The organism is Ruegeria sp. AM9 (genome assembly GCF_056540565.1).
This window is the reverse complement of record NZ_JBQFWY010000012.1, coordinates 44,551-62,177: the sequence shown is the minus strand read 5'-3', so window position 1 is coordinate 62,177 and position 17,627 is coordinate 44,551. Positions and strand designations below refer to the sequence as shown.

The window sequence follows — 17,627 nt, the reverse complement described above, 5'->3', positions numbered from 1 at the left end:
TTTGGTGAACCGGCCCCAAACAGGCCGGTTCCGGAACACACCGACTGGGAGGACGGGGTAGATGACGTTTTGGGCAGATATAGGCACGATTTTCAGCGCCTTTCTCAGTCAGGATTCGTTCGAGATTCAATCCGCATTGGAGTCCGACGCGACTTGGGTCTTGGGGGCGGTGGTCTCAGCGATTGGCGGGTTCGTGATCATGCTGATCTATCGGTCAGTTCCCTTTGTCGAACGCCATCTGGAACGGTCAGTGATGGTGTATTCCTACCTAGCGATTGCTCTGATTATCTTTTGGGGCGTGATCGACCGTTTCGTGTTCAACGATCAGGAGCCGTGGTCAACCACAATCCCGCCATTGCTGTTCATGGTCATGGCGTGGTTCGGCGCATCTTACAATGTCCGCCTGCGCACGCATCTCAGCTTCAGCGAGTTTCGCACGGGCATGCCGCGCGGCGGTCAACTGGCCTGCCTGATCCTCGACGCGGTACTGTGGTTCATCTTTGCGGTGATCGTCATCGTGACCACGACCCGGCTGGTGGCGTTGTCGGCGTCGAATTTTCAGATCGTTCTGGGTACCGACAACATCATGCAATGGTGGTTCCTTTTGGCCGCGCCGCTGTCCTTCTTTCTGATGGTCGGGCGCGTGTTTCAGAATCTTGCGGATGATCTGCACAATTGGAAAACGGGTGAGCCGCTGATCCAGCAGGCCGTGATCGGAGCAGACTGATGGCAGATGGCACCATGGTCACGTTGATCTCGGTTGGGGTCACTTTTCTGTTCATGCTGGGCGTGCCGGTCCTGCTGGTGATTGGCTATTGGGTCATCGGCTGTTCGTTCGTGCTGGGCCTGACGCTGGACAATATGGGCGCAGAGCTGCTGAACGTGTTCAACAAAGGGTTCGCCCTGCTGGCGATGCCATTGTTCATCCTGACCGGCGACCTGATCAACAAGTCGGGCATCGCAAGGCGTCTTAGCGATTTTGCATATGCCTGTCTGGGCTGGATACGCGGCGGGCTGGCGATGGCATCCCTTGGCGCGTGCGGATTGTTCGCGGCGATCTCGGGGTCCAATTCGGCGACAACGGCAACAATCGGGTCAATGCTGCATCCAGAGATGGTCAATGGTGGCTATGACGAACGGTTCAGCGCGGCCACCGCGGCGGCTGGCGGCACGGTTGGGATCATCATTCCTCCGTCGATTATCTTCATCGTCTACGGTTTCCTGATGAACCTGCCGATTTCCGAGCTGTTCGTGGCCGGTATTCTGCCCGGTGCATTGATGGTCATGGGGATGCAGTTCGCCTGTTGGATCATCTGCCGTATGAATGGCTGGGGTCATCTGATCCCGTTGCAACTGAACCGCGTATTGAAAACCGCGTTCGGGGCGTGGCTTGGCTTTTTCGCCATCGGGTTGGTTCTATGGGGTATTTATACGGGCAAATTCTCTCCAACCGAAGCGGCGGGTGTGACCGTGGGTTTCTGCGTGATTGCCGGGTTGATCAGCTATCCGATCAACCGCCTGATGGGGGCTCGGAACGACATTCCGCCTACCGAAAAGAGCTTTGCCGAAATGTTCGTGGTCGAAGGTTTCACGATTCCCGAGATCCCCTCAATCGTGATCCGCTCGGCTCAGATCACCGGCATCCTTGCACCGCTGATTGCGATTTCGGTGGTCATGCAGCAGATCCTTTCCTTGCTAGGTGCGCAACAGACCATTGGGGATTTCGTGACCTCGATGGGAGGATACCATGCGGTTCTGTTCACATCGATGGTGATCGTTTTCTTCTCGGGCATGGTTCTGGAAAGCCTGCCTGTAACCATCATCCTGGCCCCGATCCTGGCGCCGATTGCGGCTTCGGTCGGAATTGACCCGATCCATTTCTCGGTGATCTTTCTTGTGGGGGCGTCCATTGGGTTCATCACGCCACCTTACGGTCTGAACCTTTATGTGGCTTCGGGTGTGACCGGCGTGCCTTATTTCCGGCTGCTGCGGTATACGGTACCCTATCTGGTGGCGTTGCTGTCGGTGTGGATTTTGGTGTCGCTTGTGCCCGATCTGGCCTTGATCCTGTTGCCAAATAACTAGACTGTTGCAGGATGGCCGAGGCGGAAACACAAGACAAAGAAACTCAGATCCCAACCAACTTGCGCCTTCTTCTCATCCTTGAGGAGGTGGCGCGGCGCGGGGTCGCCGTCAAACCATCGGACCTGATTGAGACGTTGGGTCTGGCCAAGCCGACCGTCCATCGCCTGCTGCAAACCGCAGAAGCCGAAGGCTTCCTGCAGCGCGATCTGGACGGGCGCTCGTATGGTCCGGGGCACCGGCTGCGGCGGCTTTCGGTCAATACAATGTCGTCCGAGCATCTGCGCACGGCGCGTTTGGCAATCTTGCGTAGCGTAGCCGAAGAAGTTGGTGAAACCTGCAATCTCGCCATACCGGACAGGGAGGGAATGATCTACCTTGACCGGGTGGAAACAAAGTGGCCGCTGCGAATTCAGCTGCCGATCGGTACTCAGGTGCCGTTTCATTGCACCGCCAGTGGCAAGATGTACCTGTCCACACTGCGGAAGAAAACGCTGGACGGGTTCCTTTCCGCAGGAAACCTGCGACCGCATACCGAACGTTCCCTGACTGATCCCAAGACGCTGCGAGCGGAAATTAGGCGCGTCACGGAGAATGATTTTTCTACGGATGACGAGGAATTCATGGCCGGAATGACGGCCCTTGCTGTGCCCGTTCGAGATGGGCAGGGCAGGTTGGTTGGCACGCTTTCGGTTCACGCCCCAACGCAACGTCATGATGTCAGCAGCCTGATGTCGTTTCTGGAGATACTGCAAAAAGGGGCGGATGAGCTTTCGGCCGTGTTGGCCGAGTGACATTCCGAACCGCTGGTGTAGTTTTTCGACAGGGCTTCTAAAATACGAAAGGCCAAAGACAATTCGGCGGCCTATCGAAGAGTATTTCTGCACGTCCCTTGCGTGAAAGCCGACTTGCATGCAAAGCCTTTTACGTCAGCTTTCCCAATCACAGGAATGACCAGATGCAAATGCGCAAACTTGGACGAAGTGGCCCCAGCGTCAGTGCTGTAGGGTGTGGGGGCATGTCATTCAGTGATTTCTACGGTCCTGCAACGGATAAGGGCTCGGCGGCGATTCTGGATGCATGTTTGGAATTGGGTATCACCCATATCGACACCTCCAATGTCTATGGTATGGGCCGGTCGGAATCTGTGATCGGCGATTGGTTGAAACAGCGCGGTGGCGAAAGCCCGTTCACCATCGCCACCAAGGGCGGCATCACCAGAAACCCCGATCAGCTCTTCAACAACGATCCTGCGCACTTGCGTGAAGCACTTGAGGGCAGTCTGACCCGACTGGGCGTCGAGGCAATCGATCTCTATTATGTCCACCGCCGCGACACGCGCTTTGAAATTGAGGACGTGGCTGAGACCATGGCCGGTTTTGTCAAAGAGGGTAAGGTCAAGGCCGTGGGCTGGTCCGAGGTGGCACCATCCTCTGTGCGACGTGCACATGCCGTGCACCCTGTGTCGGCGGTGCAATCGGAATATTCCCTGTCAACGAGGGCACCGGATCTGGGATTGATCCAGACATGCAAAGACATCGGGGCCGCGCTGGTGGCGTTTTCACCGGTGGGCCGGTCATTGCTGACTGATCGGCCACATACGATCGACCGCGTGGCTGAGATGCCGTTTCTGAAGGCCACGCCGCGGTTCAACGAACCCAACCTGAGCGTCAATGTCGCGCAGACCGAAGCGTTCCGTACGCTTGCCTCCGACTTGGGCGTGCCCGCTGCAACGTTGGCCATAGCTTGGGTATTGCAGCGCGCCGAGCATGTTCTGGCCATCCCGGGCACCCGCAAGACGGAACACCTGCGCGAATTGGCAAAGGGCGGGGAACTGGTTTTGTCGCAAGACGTGCTGGACAAGATCGACACGATCCTTCCGGTGGGATGGGCGCATGGTGACCGGTATTCCTATGCTCAGTGGGCCGGGCCTGAACGCTACTGCTGAAGGCGCAAAAGGGGGGGGCTTTTGCACAGCGCGATTAAACCCGTTGGAACGTGGGATTTGCAAAAACCGTCAATTGCACCTGACTACGCAAGGGTAACATTGACGGTGGCTTCAAGCCCCTTCGGTCCGGTTTCATAGATCATGGATACGCTTTCGGCCTGAGTGGCCGACAAGCGCCGAAACAGGCCGTCGCGACTGTTTTCGGAATTTCCGGCCTCGTAAAACTGCGTGGTCAGCCTTTCGCGCCCGGTTTCATCAAACACTTTCACATGGATATGCGGCGTGCGGCCGGGATATTTCCCCGGTTTGATCGTGCGGAAGGAATAGAACCCCTCAGTATTCGTGACATCGTGGCCAAATCCTTGAAACCCCTGGTCATATTCTACAGCCCGGTTATCCCCGGTATGCAGGTATTTTCCGTTCATGTCACATTGCCAGATTTCGATCCTGTACCCAGCCAACGGATTGCTGGCGGCATCAATAATCCGTCCTTTGAGCGTAAAGATTTCGCCTCCGGCTTCACGCACCAGCCCCGAGATTTTCACGAGGTCATTGTCGACATCAGGAAACCGCATGTCCGCTTCGGGGTAAAACGGACCTTCGCTGGCCCGCGGGGTCTGCGCCGCCGCTTCGGAGGATTTGACCAGCGCGACACTCCCGCCCAGAGCCAGCAGCCCGGTCAGCATTTTCCTACGTGTACCGATAGGCTGTCTCATGAGCGCTCCTTTTGACACGTTCAAAGGTGCGAGCCGGGTGCGGCTGACACCGATACCAACAATATAGCACGAAAGCCCCTGCAAAGCCGTTATCAGCAAACATTACCAAATTCGCGATGAGGGTACGGGTTGTAGACAAACATATCGTTGCAGATGAAACGATATTGATTTATTCTGTGCAAAGTATGCAACTCGATGAATTTTTTCCATACCGATTGGCTGTGGCGTCTGAAGCGTTCTCCAGAAACCTGACAGACGTCTATGAGCGTGAACTGGGTCTCTCGCGAGAGGAATGGCGATTGCTGTTTCTGCTGGCAAACGCGGAAAGCATGACGTCTCTGGACCTTGCGCGGCGCACGACTCTGGACAAAGTGCAGGTCAGCCGGGCGGCCAAGCGCCTTGACGAAAAGGGGCTGATCCTTCGCGAGACCTCGGACGAGGACCGCAGAATCCGGGTTTATCGCTGTACCTCCGAAGGGTTTCGCCAGTTTCAGCATCTGGAGCCAAAGGTACGGGAACAGGCCAACCGTATGCTTGACGCACTGACCCCCGAGGATCGCGAAGCGTTGGAGCGGGGTATATCGGCGCTGATGAAAGTGGCCAAAACCGACTAAAAAAGGACAGAGGCCGAAAGGGCCTCTGCCCGTTTCTGTCACTGCTGGTCGATGGCCGCAAGCAGTGTGCCGGTGCAGGGACCAAATCCGATCCGATAACCGTCGCCCTGCGCCGCACCGCGCAAGGTCAGGGTATCGCCGTCTTCCAGGAAGCTGCGCTCGTCTCCACTGTCCAGGGTCAGGGGCTCTTTGCCGCCCCAACTGAGTTCCAGCAGGCTGCCGCGGTTTTCCTTTTCCGGGCCGGAAATCGTACCCGACCCAAGCAGATCACCCACGCGCATCGGGCAGCCGCTGGTCGTGTGATGGGCCAGTTGCTGGGCCGTGGAATAATACATCTCGTCGTAGTTGGTGCGTGCGATGACCGTTTCTGCCGCACCGTCGGGTTGCAGGCCGACCTCAAGCGCGATGTCATACAGCATCGGGCCGGGCTCTTGCAGATAGGGCAGCAATTCCTTTTCACGCTCGGGCGTTGAGGTGCGGAAGGGCTCCAGCGCTGCTTTGGTCACGATCCACGGGCTGATCGTGGTTGCGGTGGCCTTGGCCTGAAACGGGCCAAGCGGCTGGTACTCCCACGCCTGAATATCGCGTGCAGACCAGTCGTTTAGCAAGACATAGCCAAAAATCATGTCGTCGGCCTGTTGAACCGAAACTGGACCGTTCGAAGGTTGCCCAACGATCGCGCCCATTTCCAGTTCCAGATCAAATCGCCGGGAAGGGGCAAAGATCGGCGCCTCCATATCGGGGCTTTTCAGTTGCCCCCACGGGCGGCGTATATCGGTGCCGCTGACCACGACCGAGGATGCCCGGCCGTTATAGCCGATGGGGATATGCAGCCAGTTCGGGGGCAGGGCGTTTTCCGGGCCGCGAAACATGGTGCCGACATTGAACGCGTGATTGCGGCCGGCGTAGAAATCCGTGTATTCGGCGACGTCGAACGGCATTGCCATCGTGACCGAGGCCATCGGCACAAGGTAGGCGGTCAGTTCGCCCTGACGGGCCGAACCCGCAGACAATGCTTCGATTAGCATGGCACGGAATTCATCCCAGACCTTGGCGCCTAGCGCCATGAAGCCATTCCAAGATTCGCTTGCAAACACGGACGCCTCGGGCAGATCGAGTTTACCGTCCGCCTCCATCCGCGTGAGGTCGAGGACCATGTCCCCAATAGCCACGCCACAGTGCAGCGCGTCCGTTTCGGTTCTGAATACGCCGTAGGGCAGGTTGTTGAGCGGAAAGTCGGTTGTGGCAGAGTTCGCGCTTTCGACCCAGGAGGGCAGGAGGTTTGTCATCGTTACACCTTTAAGCCGCGTCGGGCTGGTTTTCGGGGCGCGCGTCGTTGAACGCCGCTATGGAAAGGGCGCGCTCCTCGATTTCGAGAAGGCGGGGGTAGGGAGACATGTCAACGCCCCAGCGATGGGCGTTGTAAAGCTGGGCAACAAGGCAGATATCGGCAAGGTCGGGGCTGTCCCCGAAGCTGAACGCCGTGCCCTTTGGTAGCAAGGACTGATAGGCGGCAAAGCCTTCGGTCATCCAATGGCGGAACCAGTCAAGCTGGCCGTCGGCCGTAAGCCCCATTTGGGTCTTGAGGTGGGTCAGAACCTTGAGGTTGTTGACCGGGTGTATGTCCATCGCAATGGTCTGCGCGGCGGCCTGAACGCGGGCACGCTGCAGCGGTTCAGCGGGCAATAGCGGCGGCTCTAGCACCGTGGTGTCCAGATATTCAATGATCGCAAGCGACTGGGTCAGAACGCTGCCGTCCTCAAGAACAAGGGTCGGAACACCCTTGCCGGGATTGAGGGCGGCGTAGTCGGGGGCGCATTGCTCTCCGGCGACCAGATTGACCGGGCAGGTTTCATAGCTGAGACCTTTGAGGTTCAGCGCAATTCGGACCCGGTATGAGGTCGTCGAGCGCCAATAGGAGTAGAGTTTCATGACCTCACCCAGTCGTTCCTTATGTACTGCCAATATCCGTCGGCAATCATGTCCCGCGCCAGATCGGACACCCGGCGCGGGGCAGTGCATCAGGTGGTTTTGTTAAGCTCTTTGGCGTGCAGCCAGTCGGCGTGTTTCGGAGCTTTCTTGGTTTTCGACCAATCCTCAAGCATCAGCCATTTCACTTCGTCCATTCGCGCCAGCATCGCCTCTTCCTCTGGATCGGGGCAGGCCAGTTCGATCCGGTGGCCGGAGGGATCGAAGAAATAGATCGAGTGGAAGATCGAATGGTCGGTAACCCCAAGGACCTCGACGCCGTTGGCCTCGAGATGCTCTTTGAACTCGATCAGGGTCGTGCGATCTTTGACCTTGAACGCAATGTGCTGCACCCAGATCGGCGTATTCGGGTCGCGGCCCATCTCGGGTTTTGTGGGCAGTTCGAAAAACGCCAGAACATTGCCGTCACCGGCATCCAGGAACAGATGCATGTAGGGGTCCGGCTCGTGGGTCGAGGGCACGTGGTCCTCGGCAATGGCCAGAATGAAATCCATGTTCAGCATCTTGCCGTACCACTCGACGGTTTCCTTGGCGTCTTTACAGCGATAGGCGACGTGGTGAATTTTCTCGATTTTCATCGTGTCCTCCTTTCCGAAGGGGTTAAGTCAGCGCGGTTCACATCAGTCCCACAAGCCACAGAGACAGTGAGGGGATGAGGATAAGCAGGGCCAGCCGCAGGATGTCAGCGATCCAGAAGGGCAGTACGCCCTTGAAGATGGTCGCCAGCGACACGTCCTGAAGCACGCCTTTGAGCACAAAGACATTCATGCCGACCGGCGGTGTGATCAGGCTGATCTCGGTTGCGACCACGACGACGATGGCGAACCAGATCAGTGCGTTTTCGGGATCGAGCAGCAGTTCGTTGGCAAACTCCAGCTCGAACATCAGCGGATAGAAGACCGGCACCGTCAGCAGGATCATCGACAGGCTTTCCAGCACGCAGCCAAGCACCATGTAGACCAGAATGATGAACACGATCACGGCCCAGACCGGCATTTCGTTGTTGATCACAAAGCTGGACAGCGCGTCGGGCAATCCGGCGAAGTTGATGAAATTGGTGAACAGCTCGGCCCCGATGATGACGGCAAAGATCATCGCCGTGGCGCGGATGGAATCCATCGTGGCGGCGAAGAACCCGCTCCAGGTCATCGACCGCAAGGCCACAGCGATCAGCACCGATGCGCCTGCGCCCATGCCCGCTGCTTCGGTCGGCGTGAAGAACCCGCCATAAATCCCGGTCATGATGAAAAGGAACAGGCCCAGCACGCAGAAGACGCCAACCAGATCGGTGCGGCTCATCGGTTCGGTGTTCTCTTCCTCGGGCGCCAACGCCGGGTTCACGCGGACCGCGACCATCACCGCGCCAAGATACAGCACCACGCCGACTATGCCCGGGATGATCCCGGCGATGAACAGTTTGGCGATGTTGGTTTCGGTCAGCAGACCATAGATGATCAGGATCACCGAAGGCGGGATCAGGATGCCCAGCGTACCACCCGCTGCGATCGACCCGGTGGCCAGTCTGTCATCATAACCGAACTTGCGCATCGAGGGCATCGCCACCTTGGACATGGTCGCCGCCGTCGCCAGCGAGGACCCGCATACGGCAGAGAAGCCACCGCATGAAAAGACCGACGCCATGGCAAGGCCGCCGCGCAGCTTGCCGAACAGCCGGTCAGCGCCGGCAAACAGGCCATGGGCCACGCCGGATCCGGCCAGCACGTTGCCCATGAAGATAAACAGCGGAATGACCGACAGGCTGTAGGACAGCGCAGTGTCGAACGCCACTTGGCCGGTCATCGCCCAGGCCGGTTCCCAGCCACGCATATAGGCAAAGCCGAACCCGCCAACTGCTGCCATGGCAAATGCAATCGGCACCCGCACTAGGATCAGCCCCAGCAGGACGGCAAAACCGATGAGCGATTCAATCATGGCAGAGCCTCCGGAGGGGTTTGATCGGTGTCACGCTGTTTCGGCGGCTGCAACCCGCGTAGAAAGGCGATGAAGGCCGAGACCATACAGGACACACCGGCCAGATAGCCGAAGGGGGCCAGCGGGATCTCAAGCGCGTTGCTGACTGCACCGTCATGGGCGGACTTGGCCGCATGGGTAAACAGCCGCCAGGCGAAGGTGGCCAGCAGGGCCGCGGAAAACAGCCCGGCAAAGGCCGACAGCAGACGCTGGGTATGCTTGCCGAGAACCATGTTCAGCAAGTCGACTTCGATATGTTCGCGGCGCTCTGTGGTCAGTGGCAAAGCCAGAAAAACCAGAGCAGCCAGCAGAATTTCTGTCAGTTCGAACGCGCCTGCCAGCGGCGCATTCAGGAAGTAACGCCCGATCACATCCACACAGGTGATGAGAATGAGGCAGAACAGGATCAGAGCGGCACCGGCACCAAGCGTCCTGTCAAGCAGCAGCCCGATATCCAGCCCCTCTTCCGGGGGCTGGTCTGGGAAACGATGGCGAAGCCGCTCCATGGATCAGAAGTCCACGCCAGCCTGCTTGCGCAGTTCTTGCAGGGCTGCCGTACCGTCATAGCCGTCAGCCGAGATCGCCTCGGACCACGCTGTTTCGGCATCTGCGGCCTGAGATTTGATCGCATCAACCACGGCGGCCGGGGCGTCATAGACTTCGATCCCCGCCTTTTCAGCGGCTGCGCTGCCTTTTTCATCGGCACCGACCCAGGCTTCGCCCACCAGCGCGGCAAAAGCCTCGCCCGAGATCGCTTCGATCGCGGCCTGATCCTCGGCGGAGATTTCGTTCCACTTGTCCTCGTTCATGACCATGAACCAGGTGGTGTTATAAAGGCCGCCGGGCACAGTCATGGTGTATTTGACGTCTTCGGTCAGCTTGAAGGCAGCAAGGGCGTCATAGGGGAAGGTCACCCCGTCAATCACACCACGCGACAGCTTTTCGTAGACTTCACCAGAAGACATGAAGAGCGTCGTGGAGCCCATGCCCGACATCAGATCTGAGATATAGCCGCCGGGAACACGGATCTTCAGGCCGGCAAAATCATCGGTTGTTTCGATCTTGCGGACGTTGTTGTGCAGCATACCGGGGCCGTGCACGAACAGACCCAGAAGCTTGGTGCCTTCATGCTCTTTCTGTGCTTCCAGCGGGCCGGCGTAAACGTTCCAGAACGCCTTGGAACCCGCAACGGCGTCATCGCCGATGAAAGAGAACTGGCCGATCCGCGACCGTGTGAAACGGTCATCCGTGGTAAAGGAATGCAGGCCATAGGTGATGTCGGCAATACCGTCTGCGGCCATATCGTAATGCGCGGGCGGCGGGCCCAGCGGTTTGGCCAGAACACGGACGGTTACGCGCCCTTCCGTGACCTCTTCAACCTGTTTGGCCCAGGGTTTGATCGCGCCCGATACGATCGGATGGCGCGGCGGCAGCCAGCTGGACAGGGCCAGGGTGGTTTCGGCCATTGCGCTTGTTGCAAGCGACAGGGCGATGGTTGTTGCGCCAACGCAGGCGAGAGCGCGGGTTTTCAGGGTCATTTTCATAGTCTCCTCCCTATGAAGTGTCAGATTTCGGCGGCTTTGATTGCAGCGCTCAGAACCGAGCGCTCGCCGATGTGATTGGCCAGGATCAGGATCAGGCGGGCGCTTAATGCGTCGCTCTGGTCTTTTTCCAGACCGTCATGGGCGGCCAGAAGCTCGGCATAGAAGTCATCGACGCCATCAATGTTTGGGGTCAGGATCAGGTCAGTCATGGGGCTTACTCCTTGCCGACCGCGCGTCGGATTGCAGCGCGGATCGCATTTTCGTCAAAGCCGGGGCGGCGGGCGGCCACATGCTGATCCGGGCGGATCAGGTAGACCGCGCTTTCGGCGTCGCCGAGATACCGCTTTTTCAGGGCGCCGGTTTTGTCGTCCTTGACCGAAAGGGCCAGGCGGGTGACCTGCACACCGTCTTCCTCGATCATGTCGGGGGCATCAGCGTCGATGGTCAAAAGGATGAATGTGTCACCCAGTTTGGACAACAGGAAATCGTCCCCCAGCGGTGCGTCCGGGCAAACCGATCCGGGGCGTGACCGCGCAGGGCCGTCCAGAGCATCCGCCGAGTTGAGCGGCGAGCCGTCATAGGTGCAGGGCACCGACAGGCGGCCCGAATTCACCATCGGGCGCGCAAATTCGTACTTATCGGACAGCGACAGCACGGCGTCGCGCAGAAGGCGGCTGGTCTCGGATTTCGGGGTGATGAAATCGGTCGAACGGGTCGAGTTCAGAATGTTCTCATCCGCACCGTGGATGCGCTCGATGTCATATGTATCCAGCAAGCTTTCAGGAGCTTCACCGCGCATGACCATGCCCAGTTTCCAGCCGAGGTTGTCGACATCCTGCATGCCCGAGTTTGCACCGCGCGCGCCAAAGGGCGACACCTGATGCGCCGCGTCCCCGGCAAAGAACACGCGACCGTGGCGGAAGCTGTCCATGCGCTTGCACTGAAACGTATAGATCGAGGACCAGACCATATCGTATTCGACACCGTCGCCCAGGAACGCGTCGAGACGGCGGCGGATGTTTTCCTCTTTCATCTCTTCTTTGCGGTCGACATCCCAGCCGATCTGGAAATCCACGCGCCAGACGTCGTCGGGCTGCTTGTGCAGCAGGGTGGACGCGCCTGACCCGTGGGTCGGTTCGAACCAGAACCAGCGCTCGGTCGGGAAGCTATCGTTCTTCATCTTGATGTCGGCAATCAGGAAGCTGTCCTGAAACACTTTGCCGGTGAAATCCAGGTCCAGCATCGTGCGCAGCGGTGAAGAGGCACCGTCGCACCCGATCAGCCAGTCCGCCTCAAGCGTGTAGGGGCCGTCCGGGGTCATGATCGACAGGGTGACGTGATCGTCATGCACTTCAACCGCATCCACGCGGTTCTTGCCGCGGATCTCAATCGGTGCGCCCTGCGCCTGCAGCTCTTCAAACCGGTCGAGCTGGTAGCTTTCGTAATAGGGCTGCTGCATGTTGATGAAGGCGGGGTATTCATGGCCTTCTTCGGGTAGCAGGTTGAACTCGAAAACCTGGTCGTCCTTGTGGAAGACCTTGCCGAGGTTCCAGACCACCCCTTTGTCGACCATCGGTTTGCCGCAGCCATAGCGGCCCGCAACCTCAAGGCAGCGTTTGGCGAAACAGATCGCGCGGGACCCCATGCCGACGCCTTCGTGGTCGTCCAGCACCAGTGTGGGAATACCCTGACGCCCAAGATCAAGCGCGGTTGCCACGCCAATCGGCCCTCCGCCCATGACAACGACGGGGTGGCGGACTGGAGCCGCGGCGTCCTGGTCGGTCGATTTCTTGTAGGGATAACGCTTGTAGGCAAGCGTGTATCTGTCATCGAACATCGGTTTTGTCCTCTGGCTGCGCGCGTTTCGTTTTCAGGAAACCCGGCCAATCGGCCGGGTGGTTTACCTTAGCCTTGCAGGGCCTCCCACATCTCCAGATCACGCTGTGCGGTCCAGATGCGGGGGGTATCGATACCGCGAGCCTCGTCATAGGCGCGGGCGACGTTGAAAGGCAGGCAGTGTTCGTAGATCGCGTAATCGGCGAATTTTGGATCGCATTCGGCACGAACAGCATCCCAGGCCTCTTTCAGCGATCCTCCGCGCGCCGCGACCTTTGCGGCAGGGCGGTAGGTGCTTTCGACGAAGTCACGGGTGTTTTCGATGGCGGCGTTGACCATGTCCTTGCCAATCAAGGCGTCCCCGCGGCCTGGTGCGATGGCATCGACGTCGAACCACTTGATTTCATCCAGCGTATCGCCCCAATCGCTGAAATGCCCGTCGCCGCAGTAGCAGGCCGAGTGGTATTCCACGATGTCGCCGGTGAACATCACGTTCTGATCGGGTACGTGGATGACGATATCACCCGCGGTATGGGCGCGGCCCAGATGCATCAGATCGATCCGACGGTTGCCCAGGTAAACGGTCATCGTGTCGCTGAAGGTGGTGGTGGGCCAGGTCAGGCCGGGAATGCTCTCATGCCCTTCGAACAGACGGGGGAAGCGTTGGAATTCGCTGTCCCAATCCTCTTTGCCGCGTTCCACAACCATGGCACGTGCCGCGTCGGACATGAGGATCTGTTGTGCCCCGAAGGCACTGGCGCCCAGCACGCGGACCGCGTGGTAGTGGGTCAGCGCCACATGGGTGATCGGTTTGTCGGTGACGGACCGAACGCATTCGATCACCTTGTTGGCCAGACGCGGTGTGGCCTGCGCCTCGACGATCATTACGCTGTCATCGCCGATGATCACGCCCGAATTGGGATCGCCTTCTGCGGTAAAGGCATACAGGCCCTCGCCGACCTCGGTGAACGAAATTTTCTTTTCCGACATGTCCCCCTGGGACGCGAATGCCTTGGCCATGTGTATCCTCCAAAGACGCGATGCAGCCGGATTTTGGTTCGTTTTTCACGGAATCGGCCATATCGTTACATTTGCAACAATCTTGTTTCATTTGAAACGAAAGTCAACGAAAAATCAGATTATACCGAAAAGAAGCCTGCTGACCCTTTCTTATCAACGGCTTGGGAAAGCACTTCGGACGCGAAACCCGGGGCAGGTGCTGCCTGCGGCCCAAAATCTCGGGCAGGATCTGATGGCCACTGAGGGCAGTGCAGCTTTCTACGCGCCAGGCGGGCATCACCACCACATTGCGGGCAATATCCGGAGCGGCCGGTCGCACGGGGTGCACAACCCCGTGCTTCAACCGGTCTACTGTCAAAGCTGCAATCGCCGGGTAAACTTTGGGACCAGTCTTGCGGAGGTAAAACCGCCTGTCACCCTCGGCTGACAATTCCAGTTTCGACCCACTCATCAAATTGGGCCAAAACGGCGTCGCAAAATGCTGCGTCGTTGATGTGGGCATTCAGCTCGGTCATTGGCACCCGGCCCGGCATGACCTTGCGGGCCTCGTCAACCATGTCGGCAAGCGCTTTGGGGTCATGGGCTTCTTCGCCTTCCTTGTCCCATGCCTCGACGCCCTGCACGGGCAGGAAGAAATGAACCGGCCCGGTTGCAGCGTCCAGCCGGTTTGCCAGTTCCCGCATCCAGGCCCGGCGTTCCTCGCTATTGAAGACCGAGCTTTTGATCAGGCGGTTATGTTCGTGAAAAGGACGATCTGCATATTGGTCCGGAATCTCTTGCCAGCCAGCAAAGTCCAGCAGGTCGAGCGCGCCCGGGGCCACCATCTGTGGTGTGCCGACGCGCCCCGCATTGGTCAGGCGATCTTCTCCGCTTGAGACAACAGAGCCTGCCAACAAGTTGCCGAATTCCTGCATGCAGAAATCCATCACGCAGGCAAACGCACCCTCGGCGGCCAGTTTCTCGAAGGCCATGCCACCCATGCCGGTCGAGTGAAACACCGCGACCTCAAAGCCGCGCTCTTCCAATGCTGGTTTCAGGGTTTTCATGTAACGCAGGCAGGACGACCCAAGGCTGGTCATGCCGATCAGGGGTTTGCTGCGATCCGGCGCGATGGCGGCTTTGGCCGCGCCGACCACGGCCCCTGCGGCCTGGGTCAGCGAGGATCGGCAGATCGAGTTCATACCGTACAACCCCCCGGCCCACAGGATCATCTGAATGTCCGGGGCCAACCGATGCGGCGGGATCAGCGGCGAGAAACTGACGGTTGAAACGATATATTTCGGCACCCCCATCGGCAGAGCTTGTGCACAATCCAGCGCAAGATCGGTGCCCATGGTGCCGCCGGTGGCCAGCATGCCGTCAAACCGTCCATCGGCATAGGCTTGTGCTACCACTTTGGCGGCACCGGCAGACATGACGCGGAACGCCTTGTTCTCGTCCCCCAGCGCGATCACCTCGTCGATGGTCATGCCTTCGGCGGCGGCGACATCGTGTTTCGAGATATCGGTCGGTTTTGCCGGGTCACCCAGAACGGACACGTCCATCGTCAGTACATCCGCACCCTGCGCCCGTACGGTGTCTTCGATGAACCGCATCTCGGGCTCTTTGGTATCGTATGTCCCGATCAGCAGGATCGTTTTGTTGGTCATTGGTTTCCTCCCGTCCATGCGTGTTGTCCGAGGTAGCGCGTCAGCAGGCCCCGGGCGGTTTCAATGAACCGCATATTGCGTGTCTCTGATCCGTCTTCGCCCATTCGGGACGATATCCAGCCCACATAAGTCGCCGCGCGCAGGGCCATGAACAGATCGAGATGTTCGACGTCGAGCGCCCGTTCCGACCGGTATCCTTCAAGCAGGGCCTTTCGCAGAACGTCATAGTCCGGTTCGCCCAGGTTTTTCAGCAGCGCCGTGGCGATGTCGAACAGGCGGAACCCGAAGCCGGCATCGTCGAAGTCGATCAGCCAGAGCTTGTCGTCCTGGACCATAACGTTTTCACGCACCAGATCGGCGTGGATCAGACCGTAATCCAGGTGGCCTTCGATCTGCTGCAAGTGACTGTTCGCTGTCTCGCGGAACGCGATGAACAGGGCACGATCGTCTGCGGTTAACGTGGAGTTCTCCCAAAACCGATCCCACAGAGGGGCATCGCCCAGCAGCCCTGCACGGTCCCAGGACCAGCGTGCAAAGCCATCAGGCCGGGTCCAGGCATCGCTGATCTTGTGCAGCTTTGCCATCTCACGCCCGAGGGCTCGAAAAACCCCGGCGCGGTCTTCGTGATCAATTCCTCCACCCGTCGAGCCCAGAGGGCGACCGGGCAGCCAGTCCAGCATATCGACCTGAACGCCGCCCAACAGATGCAGATAACGGCCGTCCGTGGCCGGTACGGGTGTAGGCACGCCGACACCCTTTGCGCCAAGTTCGGCAATCCACCGCAACTCGGACCGCAGGGCGGCATCCGAATGCAAGCCCCGACGGTGCAGGCGCAGGGCAAAGCTATTCTCACCGATCTGCACGCGGTAGACATGGTTTTCCCGCGCCGCGACGAGCGACCATTCAGCACCGTCCATGCCCCAAAGGGTCAAAGCCTTTTCGACAATCGGGATCATAGGGTCAGCGGGGTTTCGGCCAAAACCTCGTCCAGCGTGTCGAACAGCAGATCGGCATTTTCTTTCGAGAACGGCATGGGCGGCCGGATTTTGAGCGTGTTCTTGTGGCGGCCGAGTTTCGAATGGATGATCCCTCGGTGCCGCATCGCGTTGATTACCCGATCGGTGAACTCGCTGGCCGGTTCCTTGTTTTGACGATCCAGCACCATTTCGGCCCCGAATATCAGGCCCGAGCCGCGCACGTCGCCGATGAAATCATATTTCTGCTGTAATGCCGACATGCGTGCGCGGGCATGATCGCCCACAACCTTGGCATTGGCGACAAGGTTCTTTTCCTCGATCTCTTCCAGCACCGCCATCGCCGCGGCGCAGGACACGGGGTTGCCGCCAAACGTGTTGAAGTACCGATAGCCCTTGCGAAACGTTGTCAGGACTTCGCTGCGTGTCACTACACCGCCCACCGGATGGCCATTCGCCATTGGCTTGCCCATGGTCATGATATCCGGCACGACGCCCATTTTCTGATGCGCCCACATATGGGTGCCGGTGCGGCCAAAGCCGGATTGCACCTCATCACAGATCAGCATGCCACCGGCCTTGCGCACCACTTCGGCCACGGGTTTCAGCCAGCCGTCGGGATGGTCGGGGAAGCCTTCGTTCAGGAAGTATGGGCAGACCACCAAGGCGGCGAAACCAATGCCGGATTTTTCATGTTCGGCAATCTGTTCGGCCACGGCATCGGCGAACTTGCGGCCGTCCGGGTCCGGATTGCGATAGCTGTCAGGGGCCTCGACAAACCGAAAATACTGATCCAGACCAAAGCCAATCGTCGGCACGTTTGACTTGCTCAGCTGGCTGACCAGAGAGGTGTTGCCGTGATAGGTGGCATCCGTGGCGATGATACCACGCTTGCCGGTCATGCCTTCGGCCATGCGCAGGGCGATGTCGTTTGCCTCGGACCCGGTGCAGGTCAGGATGGCGGTGTCCAGCGTGGCATCCATCGTGCCGGTCAGCTTTTCGACATAGTCCAGAATGCCGTCATGCAGATAGCGCGTATGGGTGTTCAGCGTCGACGCCTGGCGGCAGATCGCCTCGACCACGCGCGGGTTGCAGTGGCCGACATGCGGGACGTTATTGTAGCAATCCAGATATTTGCGCCCGTCCGCATCCCACAGCCAGACACCTTCACCTTTCACGATATGAATGGGTTCATCGTAAAAGGTCGAGACATTCGGACCCAGCAGCCTGGCCCGGCGGTCGACAAGCGCGGCGGATTTCGGGGGAAGCGTCATGCGGTCGGCC

The 17,627-nt window shown here is 59.0% G+C and carries 18 protein-coding genes; 5 read left to right on the top strand and 13 right to left on the bottom strand.

Annotation, left to right across the window (positions count from 1 at the left end):
* The first annotated feature begins 61 nt into the window (after positions 1 to 61).
* The 4 genes from ACR0DO_RS16845 (at position 62) to ACR0DO_RS16830 (ending at position 4,030) form a co-directional block, all read left to right on the top strand.
* Positions 62 to 727 (top strand): TRAP transporter small permease, encoded by a 666-nt coding sequence (locus ACR0DO_RS16845; protein ID WP_480560500.1) that lies wholly within the window; start codon positions 62 to 64, stop codon positions 725 to 727.
* Positions 727 to 2,085: a TRAP transporter large permease gene (locus ACR0DO_RS16840; RefSeq protein WP_480560498.1), complete on the top strand. Its 1,359-nt coding sequence runs from the start codon at positions 727 to 729 to the stop codon at positions 2,083 to 2,085. Before ACR0DO_RS16845 ends, ACR0DO_RS16840 begins: the two co-directional genes overlap by 1 nt.
* Positions 2,086 to 2,096: 11 nt before the next feature.
* Entirely contained in the window at positions 2,097 to 2,876 is a 780-nt protein-coding gene (locus ACR0DO_RS16835; RefSeq protein ID WP_480560496.1) for an IclR family transcriptional regulator, read from the top strand.
* A gap of 164 nt (positions 2,877 to 3,040) precedes the next feature.
* A complete protein-coding gene (locus ACR0DO_RS16830; protein WP_480560494.1) occupies positions 3,041 to 4,030 on the top strand; it encodes an aldo/keto reductase in 990 nt (329 codons plus the stop codon).
* Between the two features lie 83 nt (positions 4,031 to 4,113).
* On the opposite strand, the gene ACR0DO_RS16825 is transcribed toward ACR0DO_RS16830, so the two are convergent.
* The gene (locus ACR0DO_RS16825; protein WP_480560492.1) at positions 4,114 to 4,746 is read right to left on the bottom strand and encodes a dioxygenase family protein; all 633 of its coding nucleotides are present in this window, start codon (positions 4,744 to 4,746) and stop codon (positions 4,114 to 4,116) included.
* A 221-nt stretch (positions 4,747 to 4,967) separates the two neighbouring features.
* Between ACR0DO_RS16825 and ACR0DO_RS16820 the strand changes: the two genes are divergently transcribed.
* A complete protein-coding gene (locus ACR0DO_RS16820; protein WP_480560490.1) occupies positions 4,968 to 5,360 on the top strand; it encodes a MarR family winged helix-turn-helix transcriptional regulator in 393 nt (130 codons plus the stop codon).
* 38 nt (positions 5,361 to 5,398) lie between these two features.
* Here the strand turns inward: ACR0DO_RS16820 and fahA are convergent, their stop codons facing one another.
* The 12 genes from fahA to ACR0DO_RS16760 all read right to left on the bottom strand — a co-directional run bounded on the left by fahA (position 5,399) and on the right by ACR0DO_RS16760 (position 17,617).
* Positions 5,399 to 6,649 carry a fumarylacetoacetase gene (gene fahA / locus ACR0DO_RS16815; protein ID WP_480560487.1) on the bottom strand — a complete coding sequence of 417 codons (1,251 nt, stop codon included), beginning with the start codon at positions 6,647 to 6,649 and terminating at the stop codon, positions 5,399 to 5,401.
* Between the two features lie 10 nt (positions 6,650 to 6,659).
* Positions 6,660 to 7,292, bottom strand: a complete 633-nt coding sequence (gene maiA, locus ACR0DO_RS16810) for a maleylacetoacetate isomerase (protein ID WP_480560485.1) — start codon at positions 7,290 to 7,292, stop codon at positions 6,660 to 6,662.
* Between the two features lie 89 nt (positions 7,293 to 7,381).
* The gene (locus ACR0DO_RS16805) at positions 7,382 to 7,927 is read right to left on the bottom strand and encodes a VOC family protein (protein ID WP_480560483.1); all 546 of its coding nucleotides are present in this window, start codon (positions 7,925 to 7,927) and stop codon (positions 7,382 to 7,384) included.
* 37 nt (positions 7,928 to 7,964) lie between these two features.
* A complete protein-coding gene (locus tag ACR0DO_RS16800) occupies positions 7,965 to 9,281 on the bottom strand; it encodes a TRAP transporter large permease (RefSeq protein WP_480560481.1) in 1,317 nt (438 codons plus the stop codon).
* Complete coding sequence (locus ACR0DO_RS16795; protein ID WP_480560479.1) at positions 9,278 to 9,826, bottom strand: TRAP transporter small permease; 549 nt, start codon at positions 9,824 to 9,826, stop codon at positions 9,278 to 9,280. Before ACR0DO_RS16795 ends, ACR0DO_RS16800 begins: the two co-directional genes overlap by 4 nt.
* 3 nt (positions 9,827 to 9,829) lie before the next feature.
* Positions 9,830 to 10,858, bottom strand: coding sequence for a TRAP transporter substrate-binding protein (locus ACR0DO_RS16790; protein ID WP_480560477.1), 1,029 nt, complete (start codon positions 10,856 to 10,858; stop codon positions 9,830 to 9,832).
* Between the two features lie 26 nt (positions 10,859 to 10,884).
* Positions 10,885 to 11,073 carry a DUF2783 domain-containing protein gene (locus ACR0DO_RS16785; RefSeq protein ID WP_170448235.1) on the bottom strand — a complete coding sequence of 63 codons (189 nt, stop codon included), beginning with the start codon at positions 11,071 to 11,073 and terminating at the stop codon, positions 10,885 to 10,887.
* 5 nt (positions 11,074 to 11,078) lie between these two features.
* Positions 11,079 to 12,701, bottom strand: coding sequence for an FAD-dependent oxidoreductase (locus ACR0DO_RS16780; RefSeq protein WP_480560475.1), 1,623 nt, complete (start codon positions 12,699 to 12,701; stop codon positions 11,079 to 11,081).
* Positions 12,702 to 12,769: 68 nt separating this feature from the next.
* Entirely contained in the window at positions 12,770 to 13,720 is a 951-nt protein-coding gene (locus ACR0DO_RS16775; protein WP_170448231.1) for an MBL fold metallo-hydrolase, read from the bottom strand.
* Positions 13,721 to 14,133: 413 nt separating this feature from the next.
* Positions 14,134 to 15,369 (bottom strand): Tm-1-like ATP-binding domain-containing protein, encoded by a 1,236-nt coding sequence (locus ACR0DO_RS16770; protein WP_480560473.1) that lies wholly within the window; start codon positions 15,367 to 15,369, stop codon positions 14,134 to 14,136.
* Positions 15,366 to 16,325 carry a phosphotransferase enzyme family protein gene (locus ACR0DO_RS16765; protein ID WP_480560471.1) on the bottom strand — a complete coding sequence of 320 codons (960 nt, stop codon included), beginning with the start codon at positions 16,323 to 16,325 and terminating at the stop codon, positions 15,366 to 15,368. Before ACR0DO_RS16765 ends, ACR0DO_RS16770 begins: the two co-directional genes overlap by 4 nt.
* Positions 16,322 to 17,617: an aspartate aminotransferase family protein gene (locus ACR0DO_RS16760; RefSeq protein ID WP_480560469.1), complete on the bottom strand. Its 1,296-nt coding sequence runs from the start codon at positions 17,615 to 17,617 to the stop codon at positions 16,322 to 16,324. Before ACR0DO_RS16760 ends, ACR0DO_RS16765 begins: the two co-directional genes overlap by 4 nt.
* Positions 17,618 to 17,627 lie beyond the last annotated feature (10 nt).